Source organism: Macrococcus brunensis, from assembly GCF_004359615.1.
In the GTDB taxonomy this organism is placed as follows: Bacteria; Bacillota; Bacilli; order Staphylococcales; family Staphylococcaceae; genus Macrococcus; species Macrococcus brunensis.
The window spans coordinates 13387-36664 of record NZ_SCWA01000017.1 but is presented as its reverse complement, the minus strand read 5'-3'; the positions used below and the strand labels follow the sequence as shown (position 1 = coordinate 36664).

Sequence of the window (23278 nt, the reverse complement as noted above, 5' to 3'; positions counted from 1 at the left end):
GTTTCATTTACTAACTTATAATTTACCATTTTTATGTGGTTTTTTCTATCTACTGATACACAACAAAAAAGACATGCATCAAATGCATGTCTTAAAGCGGTCCCGACGGGAATCGAACCCGCGATCTCCTGCGTGACAGGCAGGCATGTTAACCGCTACACCACGGGACCTAAAGCTATTTAAATGGTGACCCCTACGGGATTCGAACCCGTGTTACCGCCGTGAAAGGGCGGTGTCTTAACCGCTTGACCAAGGGGCCATATTTTTTTAGCACAAGATTGATTATAGCATGCTTAATTATAATCTGACAACTATAATTCGAAAAAATTTTTAGATTCTAAAACATTTCTCCAGCTGTGAGCATTCTGAAATTTCTAACAATTCATTTATAGTATAATAATGGATAGAAACAATTAGAAAAGAGGGATGCTATGTCACATTCAGCAGCTGAAAAAGTCCATCAAACCTTGCCGCTGAAAGAGAAAATCAAACGTTTTCTCATGATCACTATCGGTGCACTTCTTATGGCAGTAGCACTTGAATTATTTTTAGTACCCAATGCCATACTAGACGGTGGTATTGTCGGTATTTCCATTATTACAAGCCACTTAATTGGTCTTCCTTTAGGTCTTTTTATCTTCATCCTGAATCTGCCGTTCTTTTTCCTCGGTTACAAGCAAATCGGTAAGTCATTCGCAATATCCACACTTTACGGAATCGCTGTTCTGTCAATCGCCACAGCTTTTCTGCATCCGATTCCACCCTTTATCGAAGAGAAGTTTCTCGTCACTATTTTTGGCGGTGCTATTCTAGGTCTTGGTGTCGGTCTCGTTATTCGTTACGGAGGCTCACTGGACGGTTCAGAAATTTTAGCGATTCTGATCAGTGGAAAGACACCTTTTTCAGTAGGTGAAATTGTAATGGTCATCAATTTCTTTATATTTATCGTTGCAGGCTTTGTCTTCACATGGGAATCTGCTATGTATTCCGTTATCGCTTATTTCATTGCCTTTAAAGCTATCGATATTGTTCAGCTCGGACTCGATGAATCGAAATCCGTCTGGATCATCAGTGATCAGTATGAAGAAATTGGTGATGCCATTAATGCGCGTCTTGGTCGTGGAGTCACGTATCTCAGCGGAGAAGGTGCCTATACCGGTGACGACAAGAAAGTTATCTTTGTGGTTATTACGCGTCTGGAAGAATATAAACTGAAGGATATTATCAATCATTATGATGAATCTGCCTTTGTTGCGATCGGCAACGTCTCAGAAGTAAAAGGCGGTCGTTTTAAAAAGCGCGATATCCATTAAAAAAAAGAGCCCGAGGGCTCTTTTTTAGTTCTGCCATAAATCTTCAAGTAAGTTTGTCTGCGTACGGTCAGGACCGACTGAGAAGATAGAAATCTTCACATCACATAACTCAGAAATACGTTCTAAATAACGGCGTGCGTTATCCGGTAACTCTTCCATCGTTTTGCAGCCTGTTACGTCTTCTGTCCAGCCTGACAGTTCTTCGAAGATAGGTTTGCAGCGTTTTAAGTTGTTTAAGTTTGCTGGGTATTCAGTGATTTCTTCTCCATCAAGCTCGTAAGCTGTACAGATCTTCACTGTCTCAAGGCCAGTCAGCACATCGATAGAGTTGATAGATAAATCAGTGATACCACTTACACGACGAGAATGACGCAGAACAACTGAGTCGAACCAGCCGACACGACGCGGACGACCTGTTGTTGTCCCATATTCACGGCCGACTTCACGGATATGATGACCATCTTCATCGAATAATTCAGTAGGGAATGGACCGTCACCTACACGAGAAGTGTAAGCTTTACATACACCGATAACACGGTCTACAAATGTCGGGCCGACACCTGTACCGACCGTAACGTTACCTGCAATCGGGTTACTTGATGTCACAAACGGATAAGTACCGTGGTCGATATCGAGCATGACACCTTGTGCGCCTTCAAATAAGACTTTCTCATCTGCATGGAACGCATCATCAAGTACTTTCGCAGTATCCGTCACGTACTGTGCAAGACGCTGGCCTGCTGCAAAGTACTCATCAAAGATTTCATCGAAAGTGAATCCTTCAGCATTGAACATTTTTTCAAATAGTTCGTTTTTTGCTGCTAAGTTCTGTGTTAACAGTGTTCTGAACGTTTCTTCATCCAGTAAATCTGCCATACGGATACCGATACGCTGTACTTTATCGACATAAGCAGGACCGATACCTTTTTTAGTCGTCCCGATTTTGTTGTCACCACGTTTTTCTTCTTCCAGTTCATCCTGTTTTAAATGATAAGGCAGGATGACTTGTGCACGGTTAGAAATACGCAGATTATCAGTTGAAATACCGCGTTCATTTAATGCATCCAGTTCTTTCAGTAAAGCAACTGGATCAACGACTACACCGTTGCCGATGACTGCTAATTTATCTGAATAAAAAATACCAGACGGCACTAAATGTAATTTATAAGTCTCGCCGCCAAATTTAATTGTATGTCCTGCATTGTTACCACCTGAAAAACGTGCGATAACTGTTGCCTGTTCTGCTAAGAAGTCTGTGATTTTACCTTTACCTTCGTCTCCCCATTGTGTACCAACAACTACGATAGATGACATTCTTGCACCTCCAAATTTAATAACCTTAGCCATTTTACCAATAACCGTATGAAAAATCAAACGAAACCCGAACGTTTAAAATGTAAATTTTGAGTGCATGTTCTGTTTTTATAAACCTATTCAAACAGCTCTAAAAGACGATAATATCAGTATATCAGCCTATTTTTTGAGTTATTTACGATACAGACATCTACTTCATATACAAGTTAGAAAGGTATTAAAAAACGTACATTTTTGAATCAAAATTCAAAAATGTACGTATTAATTAATTTTCAAAACCTTCATATTCATAGCTGATATCCGCAAATTTGTTGTACTGCTTCATGAAATTCAGCTTGACCGTGCCTGTCGGACCGTTACGTTGTTTAGCAATGATGATTTCAATCTCACCATTCTCATCCTGAGCGCCGGCATCAACGTTCTCTTCACCTTCTTCGCCATTTCCCCGGTTATAGTAATCATCCCGGTAGAGGAAGGCAACGATATCAGCATCCTGCTCAATCGAACCAGATTCACGAATATCACTCATCATCGGGCGCTTGTCCTGACGCTGTTCGACTCCACGAGACAGCTGACTGAGGGCGATAACCGGACATTCCAGTTCACGGGCAAGTGACTTCAGCATTCGGGAAATCTCTGAGACTTCCTGCTGACGATTGTCAGAACTTCTGGAGCCCGAGCCTTGAATGAGCTGAAGATAGTCAATCAGTATCATATCCAGACCATGCTCCTGCTTCAGACGTCGGCTTTTAGCACGAATATCTGTAATACGAATACCTGGCGTGTCATCAATGAATATTTTAGTACGGGACAGTTTACCGATCGCAACCGTGAAACGATTCCAGTCTTCATTTTCCATCGTTCCCGTCCGCAGTCGGTTGGAATCGACATTGCCTGTACTGCAGATCATACGTGTTGCCAGCTGGTCCGCACCCATCTCCAGTGAGAAGATGGCAACAGAATAGTTATTGTCATGTGTCGCGACCTGCTGCGCGATGTTCAGCGCAAAAGCAGTCTTACCGACAGATGGACGTGCAGCGATAATGATCAGGTCATTACGGTTAAAGCCTGCAGTCATTTTATCCAGATCGCGATAACCCGTCGGAATACCCGGCGTCTGTCCCTGGTTACGGTCCAGATCCTCTGCATTCTCGAAGACGACCTGCAGTATATCCCGGATATTCTGGAAGCCATCTGTGCCGCGGTCACTGGAAATATTCATAATCCGCTTCTCTGCGTCACTGAGAAGTGATTCCAGTTCAAGTTCATGGTTGTAGCCATCTTTTGCGATGGAATCCGCGACATTAATCAACTGGCGTTTGACTGCATCATTAAAGACGATGTCTGTATAGAAATCAATATTGCGCGTCGTCGGTACAATCTCAGACAGTTCAGAAAGGTAGATCGGTCCACCGGCTTCTTCCAGTGTCCCTTCCTTTGTCATCTGATCCGTGAGTGTGATGATATCAAGTTGTGCGTTCTTTTCAGACAGAGAAAGCATAGCCTGGAAGATATGCTGATGACTTCTGCGATAAAAATGCTGAGGTAAAAGTTTTTCGAGCGTGGGAATCAAAAGCTCAGGATCCAGCAGAATCGCACCTAAAACAGATTGCTCTGCTTCTAAATGATGGGGCATCTGCATGGAATTAAAATCTTCCATCTGTGCGCCTCCTTCTTACATCTCAGTAACGTGAACTTTCAACGTGCCTGACACCTGGTTATGAAGTTTAACGGGCACATTTGTATAACCTAAGCTTCTGATGCCGTCCGGCAGCTCCATTTTACGTTTATCAATCTTGATGCCGTGCTGTTCTTTCAGTGCTTCGACGATCTGTTTTGTGCTGACAGAACCGAAAAGACGTCCACCGTCACCAGATTTCGCTTTCACTTCAACTTCCAGTGCTTCTAATTTCTCTTTTAAGTTCTGTGCATCGATTAAATGCTGTTCTTTATCTTTTTCAATACGCTGATTCTGAGCATCCAGCTGTTTAAGATTACCTGGTGTCGCCTCAACTGCGTATTTATTTTTCAGTAAGAAGTTGTTCGCATAACCGACTGGTACTTCTTTCACTTCACCTTTTTTACCTTTACCTTTAACGTCCTGTATGAAAATAACTTTCATTATTCTTCACTCCTTTTGAATTGTTCTTCTATCGCATCCTCTAAATCAAGGATAGCTGTTTCTACTGTTACGCCGCTAAGCTGTGTCGCTGCGTTTGAGAGATGACCACCGCCACCTAACGCCTCCATCACCAGCTGAACGTTGATTTCACCGAGTGAGCGGGCTGAAATACCGACGATATCGTCAGCACGTCTTGCCACAACAAACGAGGCTTCTACGCCGTTGATGCTGAGCAGTTCATCTGCTGCCTGAGCAATCGTCACCGGATCAAAGATGGTCGTCTCGTCACCATTAGCAATCGCAATACCGTCACGGCCCAGCTGTACCGTCTTAATCAGTTCACTACGTTGCAAGTACGTCTCCATATTATCCTTCAGGAAATGCTGACAGAGGATGGTATCTGCACCATGACTTCTTAAATAGCTTGCTGCATCGAAAGTCCGTGAACCTGTCCGTAATGTAAAGTTCCGTGTATCAACAATAATGCCGGCTAGCATGACTGTTGATTCCAGACGTGTCAGCTTATGCTCTTCCGGCTGATATTCAAGCAGTTCTGTCACCAGTTCTGCAGTTGAACTTGCATAAGGCTCCATATAGACGAGAAGAGGGCTTGAAATGAAATCTTCACCGCGGCGATGATGGTCAATGACAACCTTACGAGATGCCTTATTCAAGATATTCTCATCGATGACCATATCCGGTTTATGCGTATCCACGACGACTAAAGTCGTGCGATTCGTCATCAGTGACCAAGCTTCATCAGACGTGATGAATACTTCCTTAAGTTCCGGCTTCTCTTCAATCTCAAGCATGACACGACTGAGTGTCTCGTCGATATCATAAGCATTCAATACGATATAGGCATTCAAGTCATTCATACGGGCGAAGCGTGCCACCCCTATAGCTGCCCCGATGGCATCCATATCCGGACGCTTATGCCCCATGATGATGACGTTATCCCCTTCAATCAGGATGTCTCGCAGTGCGTGTGAGATAACCCGTGCACGGACACGCGTTCGTTTTTCCATCGGGTTGGTCTTCCCACCGAAGAAACGAACACCACCGGATGTATTTTTGATGGCGACCTGGTCACCTCCGCGACCGAGCGCGAGATCAAGACTTGACTGAGCGAGTTCACCGAGTGTGATCAGGTTATCTGTACCTTCACCTATCCCGATACTCAGCGTAAGATGTGTCTTTTTGTCACGACTCTTCTCACGAATACGGTCCAGCAGATTGAATTTCGTTGTCTCAAGGTCAGCTAGAATACGGTTGTTCAGGAAAATAACAAACTGGTCAGAAGAGAAACGTTTAACGTAAATATGATTTTCCGCGGCCCATTCATTGACGGCATTGGTCATCATACTATTCATTTCTGTCCGATTCGCGTCGTTCATATTCTGAGTGATTTCATCATAGTTATCGAGAAAAACCATCCCGATGACCGGCTGAGATTCCTCGTAGACTTCAAATGTCTCAACGCGTTCTGTCTCATCCAGAAAGTAAAGCATATGCATATCTTCTGCATAGCGAACTTTAAATTTCGTGTCTTTATACTGTGTATGTACTTCATTGACCCCTTGAATCTTTAATTGATTAAGCAGGTTAGGAAAAATCTCATTGATGGCATCTGCCAGAATAGGGCGGTCAATCTTCTCACGGATGAACTGATTGTACCATTCCACTTTATCTGACTGATTCAGGAGAATCATGCCGACCGGAATCTGATTAATCGCAACGACATTCCCTTTACTGACTTTTACGGCTATGTTTTCAAAGTATGATTCACTTCGTGCCAGATTCTTTTTCAAGATGACACCTGTAATGACTATGATGATCACAGCGATACAGCCCGCAAGAAGTGCCATAACAGGATGCACAGTAAACAGCAGTGCGATTAAAATGAAGACGAGAATAGCCATTACAACAAAAGGTGTAATGAGGGTCTGCCTCATATATTTACGGTCCATTTAACTGCCTCCTATTAAGGTTTGATTTTAGTTTTCATTCTGAAGATCAAGTCCAGCACACCAAAGAGCTGAGTGACGGGTGCCATCAGAAATGCCATGATGAAAAGCAGTACACCGAAAACGGTTGGAATACGTTTTACTTTCAGGAAGAAACTCAGTAATGATAAACCTTGGATGAACATAATCCATTCTAACACATACTTTAAGTTGAGGACTATACCGAGCAGAACGACGTCTTCCGGCGCCACGAACCAGCTGATGATGCTGACGATGAAGTAAAGGTATAGTGCCATCTTAGGCATATTCCAGAAATAGAGCGGTCTAAAGTTAGGGGTCGCAATTTTGAAACTGCGTAAAATCGGTAATGTAATGACGAGTGTCAGCAGAATCAATAAGAACAGATTAAAAACAATCAGTCCCGGCACCTGTATTTGCATTGCGTCCAGCGCAGTATTGAAAAGTGCTACATTCTCTTTCGTTACGTTGCCTGCTTCAATCTCACTTTTCACTAATGTGAAGTACGTGTTTTTTAAGTCGCTGAACCACGTTTTAGTTGTCGGTGCCAGGTCAGCAAGCTGCAGGAAAATAACTGAAATGAGTGTATACATACTGAGCAGCGTTGTCATGATGAAGAGCATCGCTTCTCTGGAAGCCCGCTGTGTCAGTAAGTAACCCAGAACATAGCTCATGACAAGGATGGCAAGGACGATCTGAAAAGCAACGATGGATGTGAAGATCATCGAAATGAGTGTGACGATGCCCGCCATGACATAAAATGAAGGTTTGCTCTTCATATAGAGATAGACACCCGGAATCAGTGAAAAAGGTGCTAGTAAGATAATAACGCCAGGCGCTGTATGTATCAGTAAAGTCATCAGCAGAAGAATCAGCGTGATGATGCCTGTCTTCAGAAAATCAATTTTCAAATTTAAAAACTCTCTTTCTCACATAAATTTCATTCCTTACTATTTTACAACTATTGGCGCGATTGCTCAATGTATCCACACAACGACAAAAAAGCCATGCATCTGCATGGCTTAAACCTATTTCTATTCTTCGATTGCGAATTCTAAACCAACTTCGAACGCTACATCTTTACTTACCATTACGCCGCCTGTTTCAAGCGCCTGGTTCCAAGTAATGCCATAATCTTCACGGTTGATTTTACCTGTTACGATGATACCTGTAACTTGTCCACCAGACATCGGGTTTTTAGAAACACCATTATGTTCAATATCGAATGTTTCTTCGCGCGTTTCACCTTTGATTGTTAAATCACCTGTTACTTTAGAGTCAGTGATTGATTTAGAAACGAAAGTGATTTCCGGGTATTGTTCAGCGTCGAAGAAATCAGCTGATTTTAAGTGACCATCACGATCAGCATTGCGAGTATCGATAGAGTCTACTTTTACAGAACCTTTGAACTGTAATGAAGAAACATCGCTCACATCTCCTGATAATTCTCCGTCGAATTCTTTGAACTCACCTTTAACTTTAGAAACCATTAAATGTTTGATTGAAAAAGCAACTGAGCTGTGTACTGGATCTAATTTGAAGTTTGTCATTTGAATAACCTCTTTCGTTTTTTATTTATTTGATATATTTAATATATCAGATATATTTTTTATATTCAAGTAAAAAGGCGGATTTTCTTTTACTTTTTTATATACCCATTTAAAAATGTATTAATACACCAAAAATCCCTCTACTAGTTGTAGAGGGATTGATGTTATTTGATGACTGTCTGACCACCCATGTAAGGAACAAGGGCTTCCGGCACTGTAATCGTACCATCTTCATTCTGATAGTTTTCGACAACAGCAGCAAATGTACGGCCGACTGCCAGTCCTGAACCATTCAGTGTATGAACGTATTCTGTTTTACCATCTTTTTCACGTTTGAAGCGGATGTTAGAACGACGTGCCTGGAAGTCAGTCATGTTAGAGCATGAGCTGATCTCTTTATAGGCATCATAACTTGGCAACCAGACTTCAATATCATAAGTCTTCGCAGCGCCAAAACCGATATCTCCAGAACATAAAGCGATGGTACGATAAGGAATATTCAGTAACTGAAGGACTTTTTCACCGTTCGCTGTCATTTCTTCCAGCGCTGCATAAGAGTTCTCAGGTAACTCAAAACGGACCATCTCTACTTTGTTGAACTGGTGCATACGGATTAATCCACGTGTATCACGGCCAGCAGAACCTGCTTCAGAACGGAAACATGCTGTCAGAGCAGTAAATTTCACCGGAAACTGATTAACGTCCATGATTTCATTGCGATAGTAGTTTGTCAGAGGGACTTCAGATGTCGGAATCGCATAAAGACCTTCTTTTTCAATCTTGAATAAGTCTTCTTCAAACTTCGGCAGCTGTCCTGTACCATACATAGAATCTGCATTGACAAGTTGTGGAGTTACCATCTCCTGGTAACCGTGTTCTTTTGTGTGCAGGTCAAGCATGAAGTTATAAAGCGCACGCTCTAAACGCGCTCCGTCACGTGTCAGGAAGGCAAAACGTGCGCCAGAAACTTTTGCAGCACGGTCGAAATCTGCCATTTTTAAATCTTCCACGATATCCCAGTGTGCTTTCGCTTCAAAGTCAAACTCACGTGGTGTTCCCCATTTGCGGACTTCAACGTTCTCGTCTTCATCTTTACCAAACGGTGTTTCGTTACTTACTAAGTTCGGGATGCTTGACAGCTCAAGCTTGATGTCTGCATTCAGCTGATTGAGTTCCACATCAATTTTCTTGATATCGTCACCTACGACGCGCATTGCTTCAATAGCATCGTCTGCATTTTCTTTGTTACGTTTTTTAAGGGCAATTTCTTCACTTGCTTTGTTACGTTTTGCTTTCAGTTCTTCAGTCTGTTGTGTCAGTTCACGGGCTTTCTTATCAAGTTCAACGATTTTCTCAACAAGGGAAGTATCAATACCACGCATTTCAAGTTTCTTTTTCACGAAATCAGGTTCAGTTCTAAACATTTTGATATCTAACATTGTATTGCCTCCTTTTTATTTTTGGGGACAAAAAAATACCACATCCCTTGAAAGGGACGTGGTATTACGCGTTGCCACCCTAATTAACAGCCGAAGCTGTTCACTCCATTAACATAACGGTTAGACCGATTGTCTGCTTAATCGGATAGATTTCGTTTCTGTTCTTTGTCAGTTCACACCCACCACTGACTCTCTTTGAAAGAAGAAGAAAGTACTTATTCCGAGACAATTTATTATTAAGTTGTCTATATATTATCAGACAAACTTTAAGAATGCAAACTATTCTGTTAAAATGATGATATTAAATTTAAGGGAGCCTTATATGCAAACAATTGACAGCATTACTATTCCAAAACGCGAAGATCAGTCTCATAAAGGCGATTACGGCCGTATCCTGTTGATCGGCGGCAATCAGAACATGGGCGGTTCTATCATGCTGTCGTCACGCGCATGCGTCTATAGCGGAGGCGGTCTGACAACTGTCTGTACGCACCAGTCCAATCATACGGCACTTCATTCCCGCTGTCCGGAAGCAATGGTCAGCGATTTAAGTGACATTAAGCGACTGACTAAACTCGTGACCGAGGCAGATTGTATTCTCGTCGGTCCGGGACTTGGCCTTGATATTAAAGGTAATAACACACTGACTTTTATCCTGCAGCATATTCAGCCGCATCAGACGATCATTATCGACGGGGATGCGATCACTATCTTCAGTAAATTGCGTCTATCACTGCCGGACTGCGAAGTGATATTTACACCGCACCAGATGGAGTGGGAAAGACTGAGCGGCATTCAGATCGATGACCAGACGCCTGAGAAAAACCGTCAGGTGGCCGATGAACTGGGCGCGCACGTCATCCTAAAAAAACATCATACCGAACTTTATCTGAAGACAGGGGACTATAAAATTGATAAAGGTAATCCTGCAATGGCGACAGGCGGCATGGGTGACACACTCGCCGGTATGATAGCAGGTTTTATCGGTCAGTTCGATACAGAAGAAGCGATTAAATACGCGGTCTACATCCACAGCAAGATTGGGGATCAGTTATCACAGACCATGTACGTCACACCTCCGTCCATGATTATCAATGAAATTCCGTTCATGATGAAAAAACTGGAATCAAAATAAGGATGATGCCTCGGCATCATCCTTATTTATTTCTCAGGAAATACTAGTTGTTTTCCTGATTGCGGATTGAGTCTAGTGTATCCACATCTTCACTGTCTTCAAAGATATCTGTTTCTTCTTCTTCAGTCTGCTCTTCTGTTTCTTCGACTAGATGTCCATTTTCTCGTTCAATTTCTGCATCCATTTTTTCCTGGGATAATTCTGTCAGGTTTTCTTCCTGTGGTGCCACGACTTCTTCTTCCTCTTTTTCTACTTTTGCAACAGTCGCAACAAACTGATCATCTGACAGACGGATCAGTTTCACGCCTTGTGTGCTACGTCCTGTACGGGAAATAGAATTCACATCTAAGCGGATGATGACCCCTTTATCTGTAACAATCATTAAATCTTCATCGCCTGTTACTGTCGCGAAATAGACAAGAGAACCATTTCGTTCTGTGAGTGTCGCCGTTTTAATACCCATACCGCTACGGTTAGAGACACGATAATCCGTTACCGTTGTCCGTTTACCATAACCTTTATCAGTTACAACGAGAATCTCTTCTTCACTATCCGGTCTGACGACATCGAGGCCTATCACTTCATCGCCTGCGCGAAGCGTAATCCCTTTAACCCCGGCAGCTGTTCGGCCAAGCGGGCGCAGTGATTCTTCTTCAAAGCGAACGAGTGAGGCATTTTTCGTACCGATGATCAGCTGGTTGCCGCCTTCAGATAAACGGACACCGACTAATTCATCGTCTTCACGGAAATTGATGGCGATCTTACCGTTTTTATTGATACGTGCAAAGTTCGACAGACTTGATCGTTTGACGAGACCTTTTTTTGTCGCAAAGATGATAAAGGCATCTTCACGGTTCAGATTCTTTACAGCAATCATCTGGCTGATACTTTCGTCTTTTTCAAGTTCCAGTGCATTGACGATTGGAATCCCTTTAGACTGTCTTGATAGCTCTGGAATCTCGTAACCTTTCAGCTTATAGACGCGTCCTTTATTCGTGAAGAAGAGGACGTTGTCATGCGTAGAAGTTGTGACGATCTGGCTGACAAAGTCATCCTCAATCGTATTCATTCCTTGTACGCCGCGGCCGCCGCGGTTCTGCGCACGATAAGTAGATGCAGACAGACGCTTGATATAGTTATTATGGCTAAGTGTGATCACGACATGGTCTTCCGGAATCAAGTCTTCATCTTCCAGCACATCGTAACCACCGACTGTAATCTCAGTACGACGGCCATCGCCGAATTTCTCTTTGATTTCAGTCAGTTCCTCGCGGATAATCTCTAAAATACGTTCTTCATCTGCAAGAATTTCTTTCAGTTCTGCAATGTATTTCATCAGTTCCTGGTATTCTGCTTCAATCTTGTCGCGTTCAAGTCCTGTCAATCTGCGAAGACGCATATCAAGAATAGCCTGTGCCTGACGTTCCGACAGGCTGAACTGTGACTGCAGCTCACTGATAGCGACGTGATCATTCTCTGAAGCACGGATCAGTTCAATAATACGGTCGATATTATCGAGCGCAATACGAAGACCTTCAAGAAGATGCGCACGGTCTTCTGCTTTTTTCAGGTTATAGACTGTACGACGACGAATAACGACTTTCTGATGTTCCAGATAATGATAAAGCATCTGTTTCAGATTCAAGACTTCAGGCTTCTGGTTGACGATAGCAAGCATATTCATACCAAACGTCGTCTGCAGAGGCGTCAGTTTGTACAGATTGTTCAAAATGACATTTGCATTCGCATCACGACGGACATCGATCACGATTCTGACGCCTTCTTTCAAACTCGTCTCGTCACGTAAGTCAGTAATGCCGTCGATTTTCTTATCACGTGCAAGCTCCGCAATCTTCTCGACGAGCTTCGCCTTATTGACCTGATACGGAATCTCTGTCACGACGATTGTCTCTTTGCCGTTACTACGTGTTTCAATCAATGTCTTCGCACGCATAATAACTGAGCCACGTCCTGTTTCATATGCACGACGAATACCACTACGTCCTAAAATAAGACCGGCAGTCGGAAAATCCGGGCCGTGGATGTAATCCATCAGTTCCGGAATGGTAATATCCGGATTATGACTGAGGGCAAGAACGCCATCGATGACTTCCGTCATATTATGCGGCGGAATATTTGTCGCCATACCGACCGCAATCCCTGACGTACCATTGACCAGCAGGTTAGGGAATCGGGCAGGTAAGACAACGGGTTCACGTTCATTACCGTCATAGTTATCTGTAAAATCAATCGTATCTTTGTTGATATCACGCATCATTTCCATCGCAAGCTTCGTCATACGTGCTTCTGTATAACGCATGGCAGCAGCACCGTCGCCGTCCATAGAACCGAAGTTCCCTTGTCCGTCGACTAATGGATAACGATAGCTGAAGTCCTGCGCCATACGGACCATCGCTTCGTAAATAGAAGAGTCACCGTGCGGGTGATATTTACCCATGACGTCCCCGACGATACGTGCTGACTTCTTGTAAGGTTTGTCTGATGTCATGCCCTGGTCATTCATGCCGTACAGAATACGACGATGCACGGGTTTCATGCCATCACGAACATCAGGTAATGCACGTGCCACGATAACGCTCATCGCGTAATCAAGGAATGATTCGCGCATTTCCCTACTGATATTTCTTTCCTGTACTCTTTCGTTGTTTTCAGCCATTTCGGCGCCTCCTATACGTCTAATGTCGCGTATTGAGCATTTTCCTCAATAAACTGGCGGCGATACTCCACTACATCACCCATCAGCATTTCAAATGTCTGATCCGCTTCAATAGCATCTGTTAAAGTCACCTGTAACATGCTTCTGTTCTCTGGATTCATTGTTGTCTCCCATAACTGGTCGGCATTCATCTCACCTAAACCTTTGTAGCGGGCAAGCTGTAATTTAGGTGTCGCCGGCAGCTCACTGCGGAGTCTGTCGAGTTCACGGTCATTGTAGACATAATATGTCTTTTTCCCTTGTTCTACTTTGTAGAGCGGTGGCTGTGCGATATAAATATAGCCTGCATCAATCAACGGACGCATGAACCGGTAGAAGAAAGTCAACAGCAGCGTTCTGATATGTGCGCCATCCACATCGGCATCAGTCATGATGACGATTTTGTGATAACGGGCTTTCGCGATATCAAACTCTCCGCCGATGCCTGTCCCCATTGCTGTGATCATAGAACGGACCTCATTATTGCCCAGTATTTTATCGAGACGTGCTTTTTCTACGTTCAGAATTTTACCTCGAAGCGGCAGAATGGCCTGCGTCTTAGAATTACGACCTGATTTCGCTGAACCGCCGGCAGAGTCTCCCTCTACGATGAAGAGTTCGCTTTCTTCCGGTGATTTACTTGAGCAGTCAGCAAGTTTACCTGGCAGACTTGCGACATCAAGCGCCGTTTTACGACGCGTCACTTCACGGGCTTTCTTAGCTGCAAGACGCGCACGGGAAGCCATGATACCTTTGTCTACAATAATGCGGGCTACTTGAGGGTTTTCGTATAAGAAACGTTCAAAATGTTCCGCAAACAGTGAATCCGTAAGCTGACGCACTTCAGAGTTACCGAGTTTCGTCTTGGTCTGACCTTCGAACTGCGGATCCTCATGCTTGATAGAGACAACGGCCACTAAGCCTTCACGCACATCTTCACCTGTCAGTTTTTCATCGCTGTCTTTAATCAGTTTGTTTTTTGAGCCGTAGTTGTTGATGATACGTGTTAAAGCACGTCTGAAGCCTTCTTCATGTGTACCACCTTCATAAGTATGAATATTGTTGGCGTAAGACAGAAGGTTCGTCGCGTAACCTGTGTTGTACTGTAGGGCGATTTCGACTTCTACCACGTCACGTGATGCATGAATATAAATCGGTTCAGGATATAAAACTTCTTTATTTTCATTCAGCATTTCAACATATGAGCGAATACCGCCTTCATAGAAGTATTCATCGCTTCTGCCTTCTTCGTTGCGTTCATCATTGATTTCTATTTTAATGCCTTTATTCAAAAAGGCGAGTTCACGAATACGCTGCTGCAATGTTTCGTAATCATACTCTGTTGTTTCCGTAAAGATTTCAGGATCTGCCTTAAAACGGATGACTGTCCCTGTTTTATCTGTCTCATCGACGACTTTCAGGTCAAATGCAGGTACCCCTTTATGATAGGCCTGGTGATATACTTTACCGTCCTGATGAACGTATACTTCAAGCGTGCTTGATAATGCGTTAACGACTGATGAACCTACACCGTGCAGCCCGCCTGAAACTTTGTAACCGCCGCCGCCAAACTTACCGCCGGCATGAAGGACTGTTAAGATGACTTCCACTGCAGGGCGGCCCATTTTTTTATGCATATCGACTGGAATACCACGTCCATTATCCTGGACACGAACCCAGTTGTCTTTTTCTATCGTCACTACGATGTGATCTGCGTAGCCGGCGAGCGCTTCATCGATACTGTTATCGACAATCTCCCAGACAAGATGGTGTAATCCTCTTGCTGAAGTCGAACCAATATACATCCCCGGTCTTTTACGTACCGCTTCCAGTCCTTCAAGGACCTGTATCTGATCTGCGCCGTACTGATCTAAATTCTGTTCCACACACGTCACCTACTCTTTATTAGTTATACTGCCTTGGTCGACAAAGAATAGCTTTGCCTCCTGTATTGTTTCATGTTCAATACCGTCCACTGAAGTCGTCGTCACAAATGTCTGTACTTTATGCTGTATCGTCGACAGCAGGTGTGTTTGTCTGCTGTCATCCAGTTCACTGAGTACGTCATCCAATAATAAAATCGGATATTCTCCGACTTCTTCGTTAATTAATTCAATTTCTGCAAGCTTCATGGATAGAGCCGTTGTCCGTTGCTGGCCCTGAGAGCCGTATGTCTGAACATCAATATCATTGATGGTGAAGGACAGGTCATCACGATGGGGGCCGTACAGACTCGTCATGCGGTCGATTTCCCGGTCCATCACAGCTGAAAGTTGGTTATACGTTTCCTCTACCATATCCTCTGTTATCTTCAGACTCGCATCATAATGAATCTTGAGATTTTCTTTATCTTTCGTAATACCGCGATGAATTTCATTCGCTTTTTCTTCCAGCTGAGCAATGAACTGCTGTCTTCTTAGCGTCAGCTTAGCCGCATACTCCGCAAACTGCTGATTAAGCACTTCCAGCATTGTCCGGTCGCCGCCTGCTGACTTCAGCTGCTTAAGATAATGGTTCTTCTGTTTAAGAATCCGCTGATAATTGGAGAGATCGTTTAAATAGACAGCAGAGATCTGGCCAATTTCGATATCGATGAAGCGTCGTCTGACCTGTGGACTGCCTTTTACAAGACTGAGGTCCTCCGGCGCGAATAAGACGACATTCATATGACCGACGTACTGAGTCAGCTTGCTTTGTTCAAGATGATTGGCTTTCGCTTTCTTTCCTTTCGCAGAAATCTGAAGAGAAAGCGGCATGGTTCCGTAACGATATTCAAGCTCGCCTTCAATGAGAGCAAAGTCCGCCTGCCACTGAATCAGCTCTTTATCCTGCGTCGCACGATGACTTTTAGCCAGAGCGAGACAATAGATAGCTTCCAGCAGATTAGTCTTACCTTGCGCATTTGAGCCAATCAGGACATTCACTTCGTCATGGAAATCGAGCGACACCTTGTCATAATTACGAAAATGGGTCAGGTCGAGGTGTTTTAATTTCATCCTTCAGCAGAATAAGAAATCTTAAACTTGCCCTCACCTTCAATATCCACGATGTCGTTCTGTGCAAGTTTCTTTCCTCGTCTTGTTTCAAGCGTGCCGTTCAGGTAGACCGTGTTTTCCTGTAAAAACCATTTTGCCTGTCCGCCTGTCCCGATTATGCCCTCTGATTTCAGCAGCTGACCGAGCGTTACTATACTGTCAAATTCGACTTGTTTCACCATGTCACGGTTCCTCCTATCCATTTAAGTCATCATATAATTATACCTTTTTTTTGCTAAAATTGCATGTCTTAAAGACAAAAAAGAAGCGATGGATATTCCATCGCTTCGAGTTATTTTTGTACAGGTCGTTTAACGAGCAGCATACAGATCGTAATGAGAAGAAATGCTGTTCCAGCCAGGAATGGAATCGTGATGAAACCACCCCAGTTGATGTACTGCGTACTGCATGGCACTCCGCCGACACAAGGTTTAACGGATGCAAAGCCTGGCACTTTCTGTTCCATGTAGTGATAGACCGAGAAGCAAAGACCTATGATTGAAAACATCATGATTAAATACTTCATGTGGTAATCTTCACGTAATGCTGCAAAGCCCAGCACCAGCACGAGTGGATACATCAGTATCCGCTGATACCAGCACATCTCACACGGCACAAAATGTCTGATTTCAGAGAAGAACAGACTGCCGAGCATCGCGACAATGGACACAATCCATGCTGCAAAGAAGAACAGGTTGTTCCTCTGCATTATTTTTTCGCCTCATCAATCGCTTTTTTCATCGTTTCCAGTTCAAGTGGGTTGCTGACCATTTTACCGTTGACGAAAACCGTAGGGGTCTGTACAACACCATGCTTTTTATAGAGGTCGATATCATGCTTCACCGCTGCATCTTCTTTAGACTGCGCAACTTTAGCAGTATCTTTAATCCCCGCTTTGTCCGCCTGTTCTTTAATAACAGCATCTGTTAACCAGCTTTCACCTTCTGTATGAGAAGTCGGCTGTGCCTCAAATAAACCATTATGGAAATCCCAGAATTGATCCGGATGGTTCTTCCAGACATATTCAGCAGCACGTGCGCCTTTCAGAGAATCAGCGCCGTGGAAAGGTGTATTGACGAAATACATCTTCGCATCGCCTTTATCAATATAATCTTTAATGATTTCTGGCTGAATTTCTGTATCAAAGAATCGGCAGGCCGGGCATAAGTAATCACCGAACTCAACAATTGTTACAGGGGCTTTCTCGTCACCCATCATCGGTTGACCTTTGACATCTATATCAACCGCTTTCGCAGATGAATCAGTTGTATCTGAATCGTTACCCTGATTGAAAATAATCATCGCTGCAATCGCGCCGATGGCAATAACTGCTAAAATCATTGCAAATATCATATTTCCTTTATTCTTCATGACATACTCCTCAAAATTGATGTAAGTTACAGTATAAATTTTATACTAAAGAGCATGCTTTAGAAAGTGCGTAATCGTTAAGATTTTGTGACAAAGTTATTTCATGGTCAGCGCCTGTCTGAAGTTGTTAACCAGCCCTTTTCCATAGCTGAATACACTGCCTTTATAAATACGGGCGGCCAGCAATAGGGACAGGACGATAGTAATGATAGAGATGATAATCCCTGCAATAATCTCAAAGTCGCCTGTCTGGCTGGATAACGTCCTCAGCAGCATGACGATAGGGGTAAAGAACGGGATATAGCTTGTCACTTTGACGAGCATATTGTCAGGTGTCGTCAGATTGAAGATTGCGATATAGAATGCCGCCAGATTGATAAATGTCACCGGCATCACCGCCTGCGCAATATCTTCGACGCGATTGGTCAATGCGCCGATGATCGCAGAGACACTGACATTCATCAGAAGGCCGAGCAGCAGGAAGATAACCGCATAGATAATAACGCGGACTGTCCCCGGGCCGAAGCTCAGGTCAAATGATTGAAGTACGTCTTTCAGATCAAAAGCATAGAGACAGACTAAAATCGTTAACGCCACGGCAAGAATCTGCGTCAATGCAACCGCGATGATCGCGACTATTTTAGCCATCATGTGATTGACCGGTGACACGCTCGTCACAATCATTTCGATGACACGCGATGATTTTTCCATCGCAATCTCAGTGGCAATCTGATTGGCATAATTAAGTGAAATCATGAAAATCAGGAACAGACCGATATAGACTACCGCTGTATTGATGAATTTCTCACTATCATCCACTTCATTCTTCTGCTGGCCGAGCAACGTCTCATTGATGTCTGCCGGTGCTGTCAGGGCAGTCACTTCAGCAGGTGTCAAATCCAGAGTCTGAGCAACTCTGCTCGACTGCAGACTCGTAAGCACCGGTTCTACGGCTGCTCTATCGCCGCCGTCCTTTGAGTAGAGGGTAGCTTTCAGTTTGCCGTCAGACTCTTTAATGTCAATCAGCTGTTTGAAACGATCATCTTCTACACCTTTTTTACCTTCTGTCAGTGTTACTTTCTCAATTTTTCGGTCTTTATCGGCCTGCTTATAGGCGGCGATAAAGGCATTCTGCAGATCTTTATCTGCTGCCACAGCTGTCACTTCATCCTCGCTGTGATCAAAGAAATCAATCACTTTGTCTATATTGCTCAGTGCGATGACAATGAGCATCAGGATAAGCGTCGTAATGATAAATGATTTACTGGTTACTTTTTTCAGATAGGTCATTGAAAAAGTTGTCATAAATTTAGTCATGCTGGTGTCCCACCTTTGCGAGGAATATATCGTTAAGAGACGGTTCTGCTACTTCAAAGCGAGAGACGTAACCCAGACGACTGACCGCTTCAAATACCACAGGTGCGACCTGAATATCATTGATGGTCAAATTGACACCGTGACGGCTCGCTTTATAGCCGATGACACCCGGAATCGCTTCAAGAGAAGTAAAGTCGTGTGCCCCTCTGATGATGATTTCTTTACGACCGAAATCCTGCTTCACCTGCTGGATATTACCTTCCACCACCGTTTTTCCTCTATCCAGAATACAGACTCTGTCACACATTTCCTCGACGTGCTCCATGCGATGAGAACTGAATATGATGGTGGCACCTTTATCATTGATTTCTTTGACGGCTGATTTCAGCAGCTCCACATTGACTGGATCAAGTCCACTGAATGGTTCATCTAAAATCAGCAGATCAGGCTGATGGATAATCGCTCCGATGAGCTGAATCTTCTGCTGGTTTCCTTTAGATAACGCTTCAATTTTTTTCTCCTTATTTTCTGTTACTTCAAAACGTTCGAGCCAGTAATCAATCTCGCGTTTTATATCCGCCTTTTTCATGCCCTTTAAACTCGCAAGATAAGTCAGCTGCTCAGATACTTTAAGCTTAGGATTCAGCCCTCGTTCTTCAGGCAGATAACCGATATGGTCGGTTACCGCATATGTAATCGGCTGACCTTTGTAAGTAATCTCGCCGGCATCACGCTCAAGTAAGCCGAGAATCATTCTGAATGTCGTAGTCTTTCCTGCACCGTTGCCGCCTAAAAAGCCAAGCATCTCGCCAGATGGCACTTCAAAAGATAACTGATCGACAGCTGTAAATTTTCCAAATTGTTTCGTCACGTTTTGGACATTTAACATAAAAACCCACCCCTTCCATTTTATATTAACAAAAAAAGACCTATGCCGGATAGCATAGGTTCAATATTAATAAGTTCTGATCGGCAGAATAAGCTGGATAACATTGTCATCATCTTGTGGTTTCAGGATAAAAGGACGCATCGTACCAAAAAATTCAACGTTTACGTCGCTGTTATCGATCGCTTTCAGCGCATCCATCATATATTTCGAGTTAAAAGAAATTTTAAGTTCCTGTCCTTCAAATTTTGAAGTCTTCACTTCTTCTTTTACCGTTCCGATTTCAGGAGAAGTAGAAGACAGTTCAACATGTTCGCTTGCTGTTGATAATTTGATGACATTGTTACCGCCCTCGCGTGCTAACAGTGACGCACGGTCTATGGCATGGAAGAACTCATGATTATCAATAGTAAGTGAAGTCTCATAGCTTTCAGGGAACAGGCGGCTCGTATCCGGGTAATTGCCTTCTAATAGACGGGAAATGAAATGTACGTGTCCGACTTTGAAGAGCACCTGGTTAGAAGCAAAGAAGACATCTACTGATTCATCTTCGTCACTGATGATCTTGTTGAGCTCGTTTAATGCCTTACCTGGAATGATAACGTTGATATTTTCAATCGTATTATTTTCGAGCGGCAGACGACGGAGCGCCAGTCGATGTGAATCTGTTGCAGTACAGCTGAGAACATTATCCTGAATCACCCAGTTAACACCTGTCAGTACAGGTCGTGTTTCTGAGGTGGACACTGCGAAATTGGTTTGTCGAATCATGTTTTTAAGAACTTTAACCGGTAAAGTAATGACGCTGTCTTCAGAAACTTGCGGTAATAATGGATATTGATCTGGATTTAACCCTGAAACATTGAATTCTGACTGACCAGAAGTAATTTTTGCCTGGAATTGTGCATTCGTATCAATCGTCACATCAGCAGCAGGCAACTTCTTGATGATATCTACAAAGAAGCGGCCTGGCAATACGATAGATCCTTTATCCTGAATCATTACAATCTGTTCATGATTCAGTTCAGCTGGAATCGTGATTTCAATAGAAACTTCTGAATCTGAACCTGTCAGTACAAGTCCGTTATCAGTCGCATCAATTTTGATACCTGTCAGGATGGGTAACGTTGTTCGAGGTGAAATGGCTTTTAATGTGTCATTTAATTGATTGATGAAATAATCTCTTTGGATTGTGAATTTCATATCGTTACTCCTTATCGTCGTTATATATATATTTTATATCTTTTAAAATCGTAATAATAGTAATAGGGGGTGTGAATAGGTGGATAAGTGCGATTTTTCCTACAGCCTATAGATATCCACATGTGAATAAAGTGTGCATAAGGCTGCTCACTTTATTCACTGTTATCCACATGTTAGCCGAGAATCTCCTGTTCCAGGTTTTTGATTTCTTTCGCTAATTTTTCATCATTTTCAATCTGCGTTTTGATTTTTTCATGAGCATGAATGACCGTTGTATGGTCACGTCCCCCGAACTCCTCACCGATTTTAGGGAGAGAATAATCCGTCAATTCACGGGCAAGATACATGGCTATCTGACGGGGAAAGGCGATGGACTTTGTTCGTTTTTTAGCAGTGAAATCTTCGAGTCTGACATTGTAATAAGCACCGACAATCGTCTGGATGTCCTGAATACTTATTTTCTTAGGTTTGCTGGTCGCGATGATGTCTTTAAGTGCTTCCGCTACAAGATCAGGTGTCAGTTCGCGTTTAACCAGCTTGGAATAAGCACTGACACGTGTAAGCGCCCCTTCAAGTTCTCTGATATTGGAATGAATCTGGCTCGCGATATAAAGCATTGCTTCATTAGGGATTTCGATGTTTTCTTCTTCTGATTTTTTGCGTAAAATCGCGATACGCGTCTCGAGGTCAGGTGGTGTCACGTCTGTGATTAAGCCCCATTCAAATCGGGAGCGCAGACGATCTTCTAATGTCGGTATCTCTTTAGGTGCCCGGTCGCTTGATATAACGATCTGTTTATGATTCTGATGCAGCTCGTTGAAAGTATGGAAGAACTCTTCCTGTGTTGATTCTTTACCAGCGAGGAACTGAATATCGTCAATAAGGAGAACATCGACATTACGATATTTAGAACGGAATTCTTCTGTTTTATTGTCCTTGATTGAGTTGATGAATTCATTGGTGAACTTTTCACTCGAAGTATAAACGACCTGCGCATTATCCTTATGTTCCATGACATAATGACCGATAGCATGCATAAGATGGGTCTTTCCTAATCCGACGCCACCATAGATGAATAACGGATTATAGGCTTTTGCAGGTGCTTCAGCTACAGCGAGTGAGGCAGCATGACTGAAACGGTTACCACTGCCGATAACAAAAGTATCGAATGTATTATCGACGTTCAGCTGATTAGGAAGTACTTCACTTTCTGTTTGTTTAACGGGTTCAGGTTCAGGATCTGTCAGTTCCTCTGTGTCACCATTAGAGATGATTTTGACAGCTATTGTTTCACCGATAGTCTCCTGAATAGTCTCCTGTATGACTGGCACATAGTTTTTGATGAGCCAGTCTGCATTAAAGGCAGTGGGCGCTTCAATAATGATGTGATGATTATTGAGCGTCTTTAGTTTTGTATTGACGAACCATGTCTGATAACTAGGAGCAGACAGCTTTTTTTCGAGATTTTGCAGGACTGACGACCATATTGAATCAATACCACTCATAGCGGACCTCTTTCTTTAAAAAATTTTTATTTTAGTTATACACAGTATCAAAAGCTGTGTATAATGTTAAAAACAGCTTATGGATAACTATCCACAAACTATCCACACTTTGTGGATAACATGAGCAGTGCTATTAGTTTTCCACAAGAAATATAAACAAAATGATAGCAAATAAAGTGAGTAATATCAATAGCTAACTGAAGTTATCCACAAAGTAGCGATTGTGCACAAAGAGAGTTATCCAGATATGTGGATTTGAGGATGATTATATTTTTGACCTGTGAATAAAAAAGAGAGCGAAAATTTTATCCACAATAATGGAATGGCAGGCTGTGAATAAGTGGATAACTTTAATAGTCGTTGATCTTAAGTTAAACTTGCAGAGTT

The 23278-nt window shown here is 43.1% G+C and carries 19 protein-coding genes, 2 tRNA genes and 1 other annotated feature; of the genes, 2 read left to right on the top strand and 19 right to left on the bottom strand.

Going from position 1 to position 23278, the window contains the following annotated elements; translation table 11 throughout:
• Positions 1-97: 97 nt before the first annotated feature.
• Positions 98-170: transfer RNA gene (locus ERX27_RS09115), tRNA-Asp, on the bottom strand.
• A gap of 14 nt (positions 171-184) precedes the next feature.
• Positions 185-259 (bottom strand) — tRNA-Glu (locus tag ERX27_RS09110).
• 172 nt (positions 260-431) lie between these two features.
• On the opposite strand from ERX27_RS09110, the gene ERX27_RS09105 reads away from it, so the two are divergent.
• Positions 432-1313, top strand: a complete 882-nt coding sequence (locus tag ERX27_RS09105) for a YitT family protein (protein ID WP_133432527.1) — start codon at positions 432-434, stop codon at positions 1311-1313.
• Positions 1314-1337: 24 nt separating this feature from the next.
• Here ERX27_RS09105 and ERX27_RS09100 read toward each other — a convergent pair whose 3' ends face one another.
• From ERX27_RS09100 to serS, 7 genes are all read right to left on the bottom strand, one after another.
• On the bottom strand, positions 1338-2627 hold the full coding sequence (locus tag ERX27_RS09100) for an adenylosuccinate synthase (RefSeq protein WP_133432526.1): 1290 nt from the start codon (positions 2625-2627) through the stop codon (positions 1338-1340).
• A 265-nt stretch (positions 2628-2892) separates the two neighbouring features.
• On the bottom strand, positions 2893-4287 hold the full coding sequence (dnaB, locus tag ERX27_RS09095; RefSeq protein WP_133432525.1) for a replicative DNA helicase: 1395 nt from the start codon (positions 4285-4287) through the stop codon (positions 2893-2895).
• A 15-nt stretch (positions 4288-4302) separates the two neighbouring features.
• Positions 4303-4749, bottom strand: a complete 447-nt coding sequence (gene rplI / locus ERX27_RS09090; protein WP_133432524.1) for a 50S ribosomal protein L9 — start codon at positions 4747-4749, stop codon at positions 4303-4305.
• The gene (locus ERX27_RS09085; protein WP_133432523.1) at positions 4749-6719 is read right to left on the bottom strand and encodes a DHH family phosphoesterase; all 1971 of its coding nucleotides are present in this window, start codon (positions 6717-6719) and stop codon (positions 4749-4751) included. The genes rplI and ERX27_RS09085 overlap by 1 nt, the downstream gene beginning before the upstream one ends.
• Positions 6720-6733: 14 nt before the next feature.
• Positions 6734-7645, bottom strand: coding sequence for a DUF2232 domain-containing protein (locus tag ERX27_RS09080; protein WP_133432522.1), 912 nt, complete (start codon positions 7643-7645; stop codon positions 6734-6736).
• A gap of 123 nt (positions 7646-7768) precedes the next feature.
• Positions 7769-8284, bottom strand: a complete 516-nt coding sequence (locus tag ERX27_RS09075) for a YceI family protein (RefSeq protein WP_133432521.1) — start codon at positions 8282-8284, stop codon at positions 7769-7771.
• A gap of 164 nt (positions 8285-8448) precedes the next feature.
• On the bottom strand, positions 8449-9723 hold the full coding sequence (gene serS, locus ERX27_RS09070) for a serine--tRNA ligase (RefSeq protein ID WP_133432520.1): 1275 nt from the start codon (positions 9721-9723) through the stop codon (positions 8449-8451).
• A 49-nt stretch (positions 9724-9772) separates the two neighbouring features.
• Positions 9773-9959 (bottom strand) — a binding site (T-box leader).
• Positions 9960-10045: 86 nt separating this feature from the next.
• Here serS and ERX27_RS09065 point away from each other — a divergent pair.
• The gene (locus tag ERX27_RS09065) at positions 10046-10858 is read left to right on the top strand and encodes an NAD(P)H-hydrate dehydratase (RefSeq protein ID WP_133432519.1); all 813 of its coding nucleotides are present in this window, start codon (positions 10046-10048) and stop codon (positions 10856-10858) included.
• A gap of 43 nt (positions 10859-10901) precedes the next feature.
• Here the strand turns inward: ERX27_RS09065 and gyrA are convergent, their stop codons facing one another.
• From gyrA to dnaA, 10 genes are all read right to left on the bottom strand, one after another.
• On the bottom strand, positions 10902-13535 hold the full coding sequence (gene gyrA / locus ERX27_RS09060; RefSeq protein ID WP_133432518.1) for a DNA gyrase subunit A: 2634 nt from the start codon (positions 13533-13535) through the stop codon (positions 10902-10904).
• An 11-nt stretch (positions 13536-13546) separates the two neighbouring features.
• On the bottom strand, positions 13547-15460 hold the full coding sequence (gyrB, locus tag ERX27_RS09055; RefSeq protein WP_208001778.1) for a DNA topoisomerase (ATP-hydrolyzing) subunit B: 1914 nt from the start codon (positions 15458-15460) through the stop codon (positions 13547-13549).
• Positions 15461-15469: 9 nt separating this feature from the next.
• Entirely contained in the window at positions 15470-16570 is a 1101-nt protein-coding gene (recF, locus tag ERX27_RS09050) for a DNA replication/repair protein RecF (protein ID WP_133432516.1), read from the bottom strand.
• The gene (gene yaaA, locus ERX27_RS09045; RefSeq protein WP_133432515.1) at positions 16567-16791 is read right to left on the bottom strand and encodes a S4 domain-containing protein YaaA; all 225 of its coding nucleotides are present in this window, start codon (positions 16789-16791) and stop codon (positions 16567-16569) included. The genes recF and yaaA overlap by 4 nt, the downstream gene beginning before the upstream one ends.
• Before the next feature lie 110 nt (positions 16792-16901).
• On the bottom strand, positions 16902-17318 hold the full coding sequence (locus ERX27_RS09040) for a disulfide oxidoreductase (protein ID WP_133432514.1): 417 nt from the start codon (positions 17316-17318) through the stop codon (positions 16902-16904).
• Positions 17318-17980, bottom strand: a complete 663-nt coding sequence (locus ERX27_RS09035) for a DsbA family protein (protein WP_133432513.1) — start codon at positions 17978-17980, stop codon at positions 17318-17320. The genes ERX27_RS09040 and ERX27_RS09035 overlap by 1 nt, the downstream gene beginning before the upstream one ends.
• A 96-nt stretch (positions 17981-18076) precedes the next feature.
• On the bottom strand, positions 18077-19297 hold the full coding sequence (locus ERX27_RS09030) for an ABC transporter permease (protein WP_133432512.1): 1221 nt from the start codon (positions 19295-19297) through the stop codon (positions 18077-18079).
• Positions 19290-20186: an ABC transporter ATP-binding protein gene (locus tag ERX27_RS09025; RefSeq protein WP_133432511.1), complete on the bottom strand. Its 897-nt coding sequence runs from the start codon at positions 20184-20186 to the stop codon at positions 19290-19292. Before ERX27_RS09025 ends, ERX27_RS09030 begins: the two co-directional genes overlap by 8 nt.
• Before the next feature lie 66 nt (positions 20187-20252).
• Positions 20253-21386 carry a DNA polymerase III subunit beta gene (gene dnaN, locus ERX27_RS09020; protein WP_133432510.1) on the bottom strand — a complete coding sequence of 378 codons (1134 nt, stop codon included), beginning with the start codon at positions 21384-21386 and terminating at the stop codon, positions 20253-20255.
• A 173-nt stretch (positions 21387-21559) separates the two neighbouring features.
• Positions 21560-22891, bottom strand: a complete 1332-nt coding sequence (dnaA, locus tag ERX27_RS09015) for a chromosomal replication initiator protein DnaA (protein WP_133432509.1) — start codon at positions 22889-22891, stop codon at positions 21560-21562.
• Positions 22892-23278 lie beyond the last annotated feature (387 nt).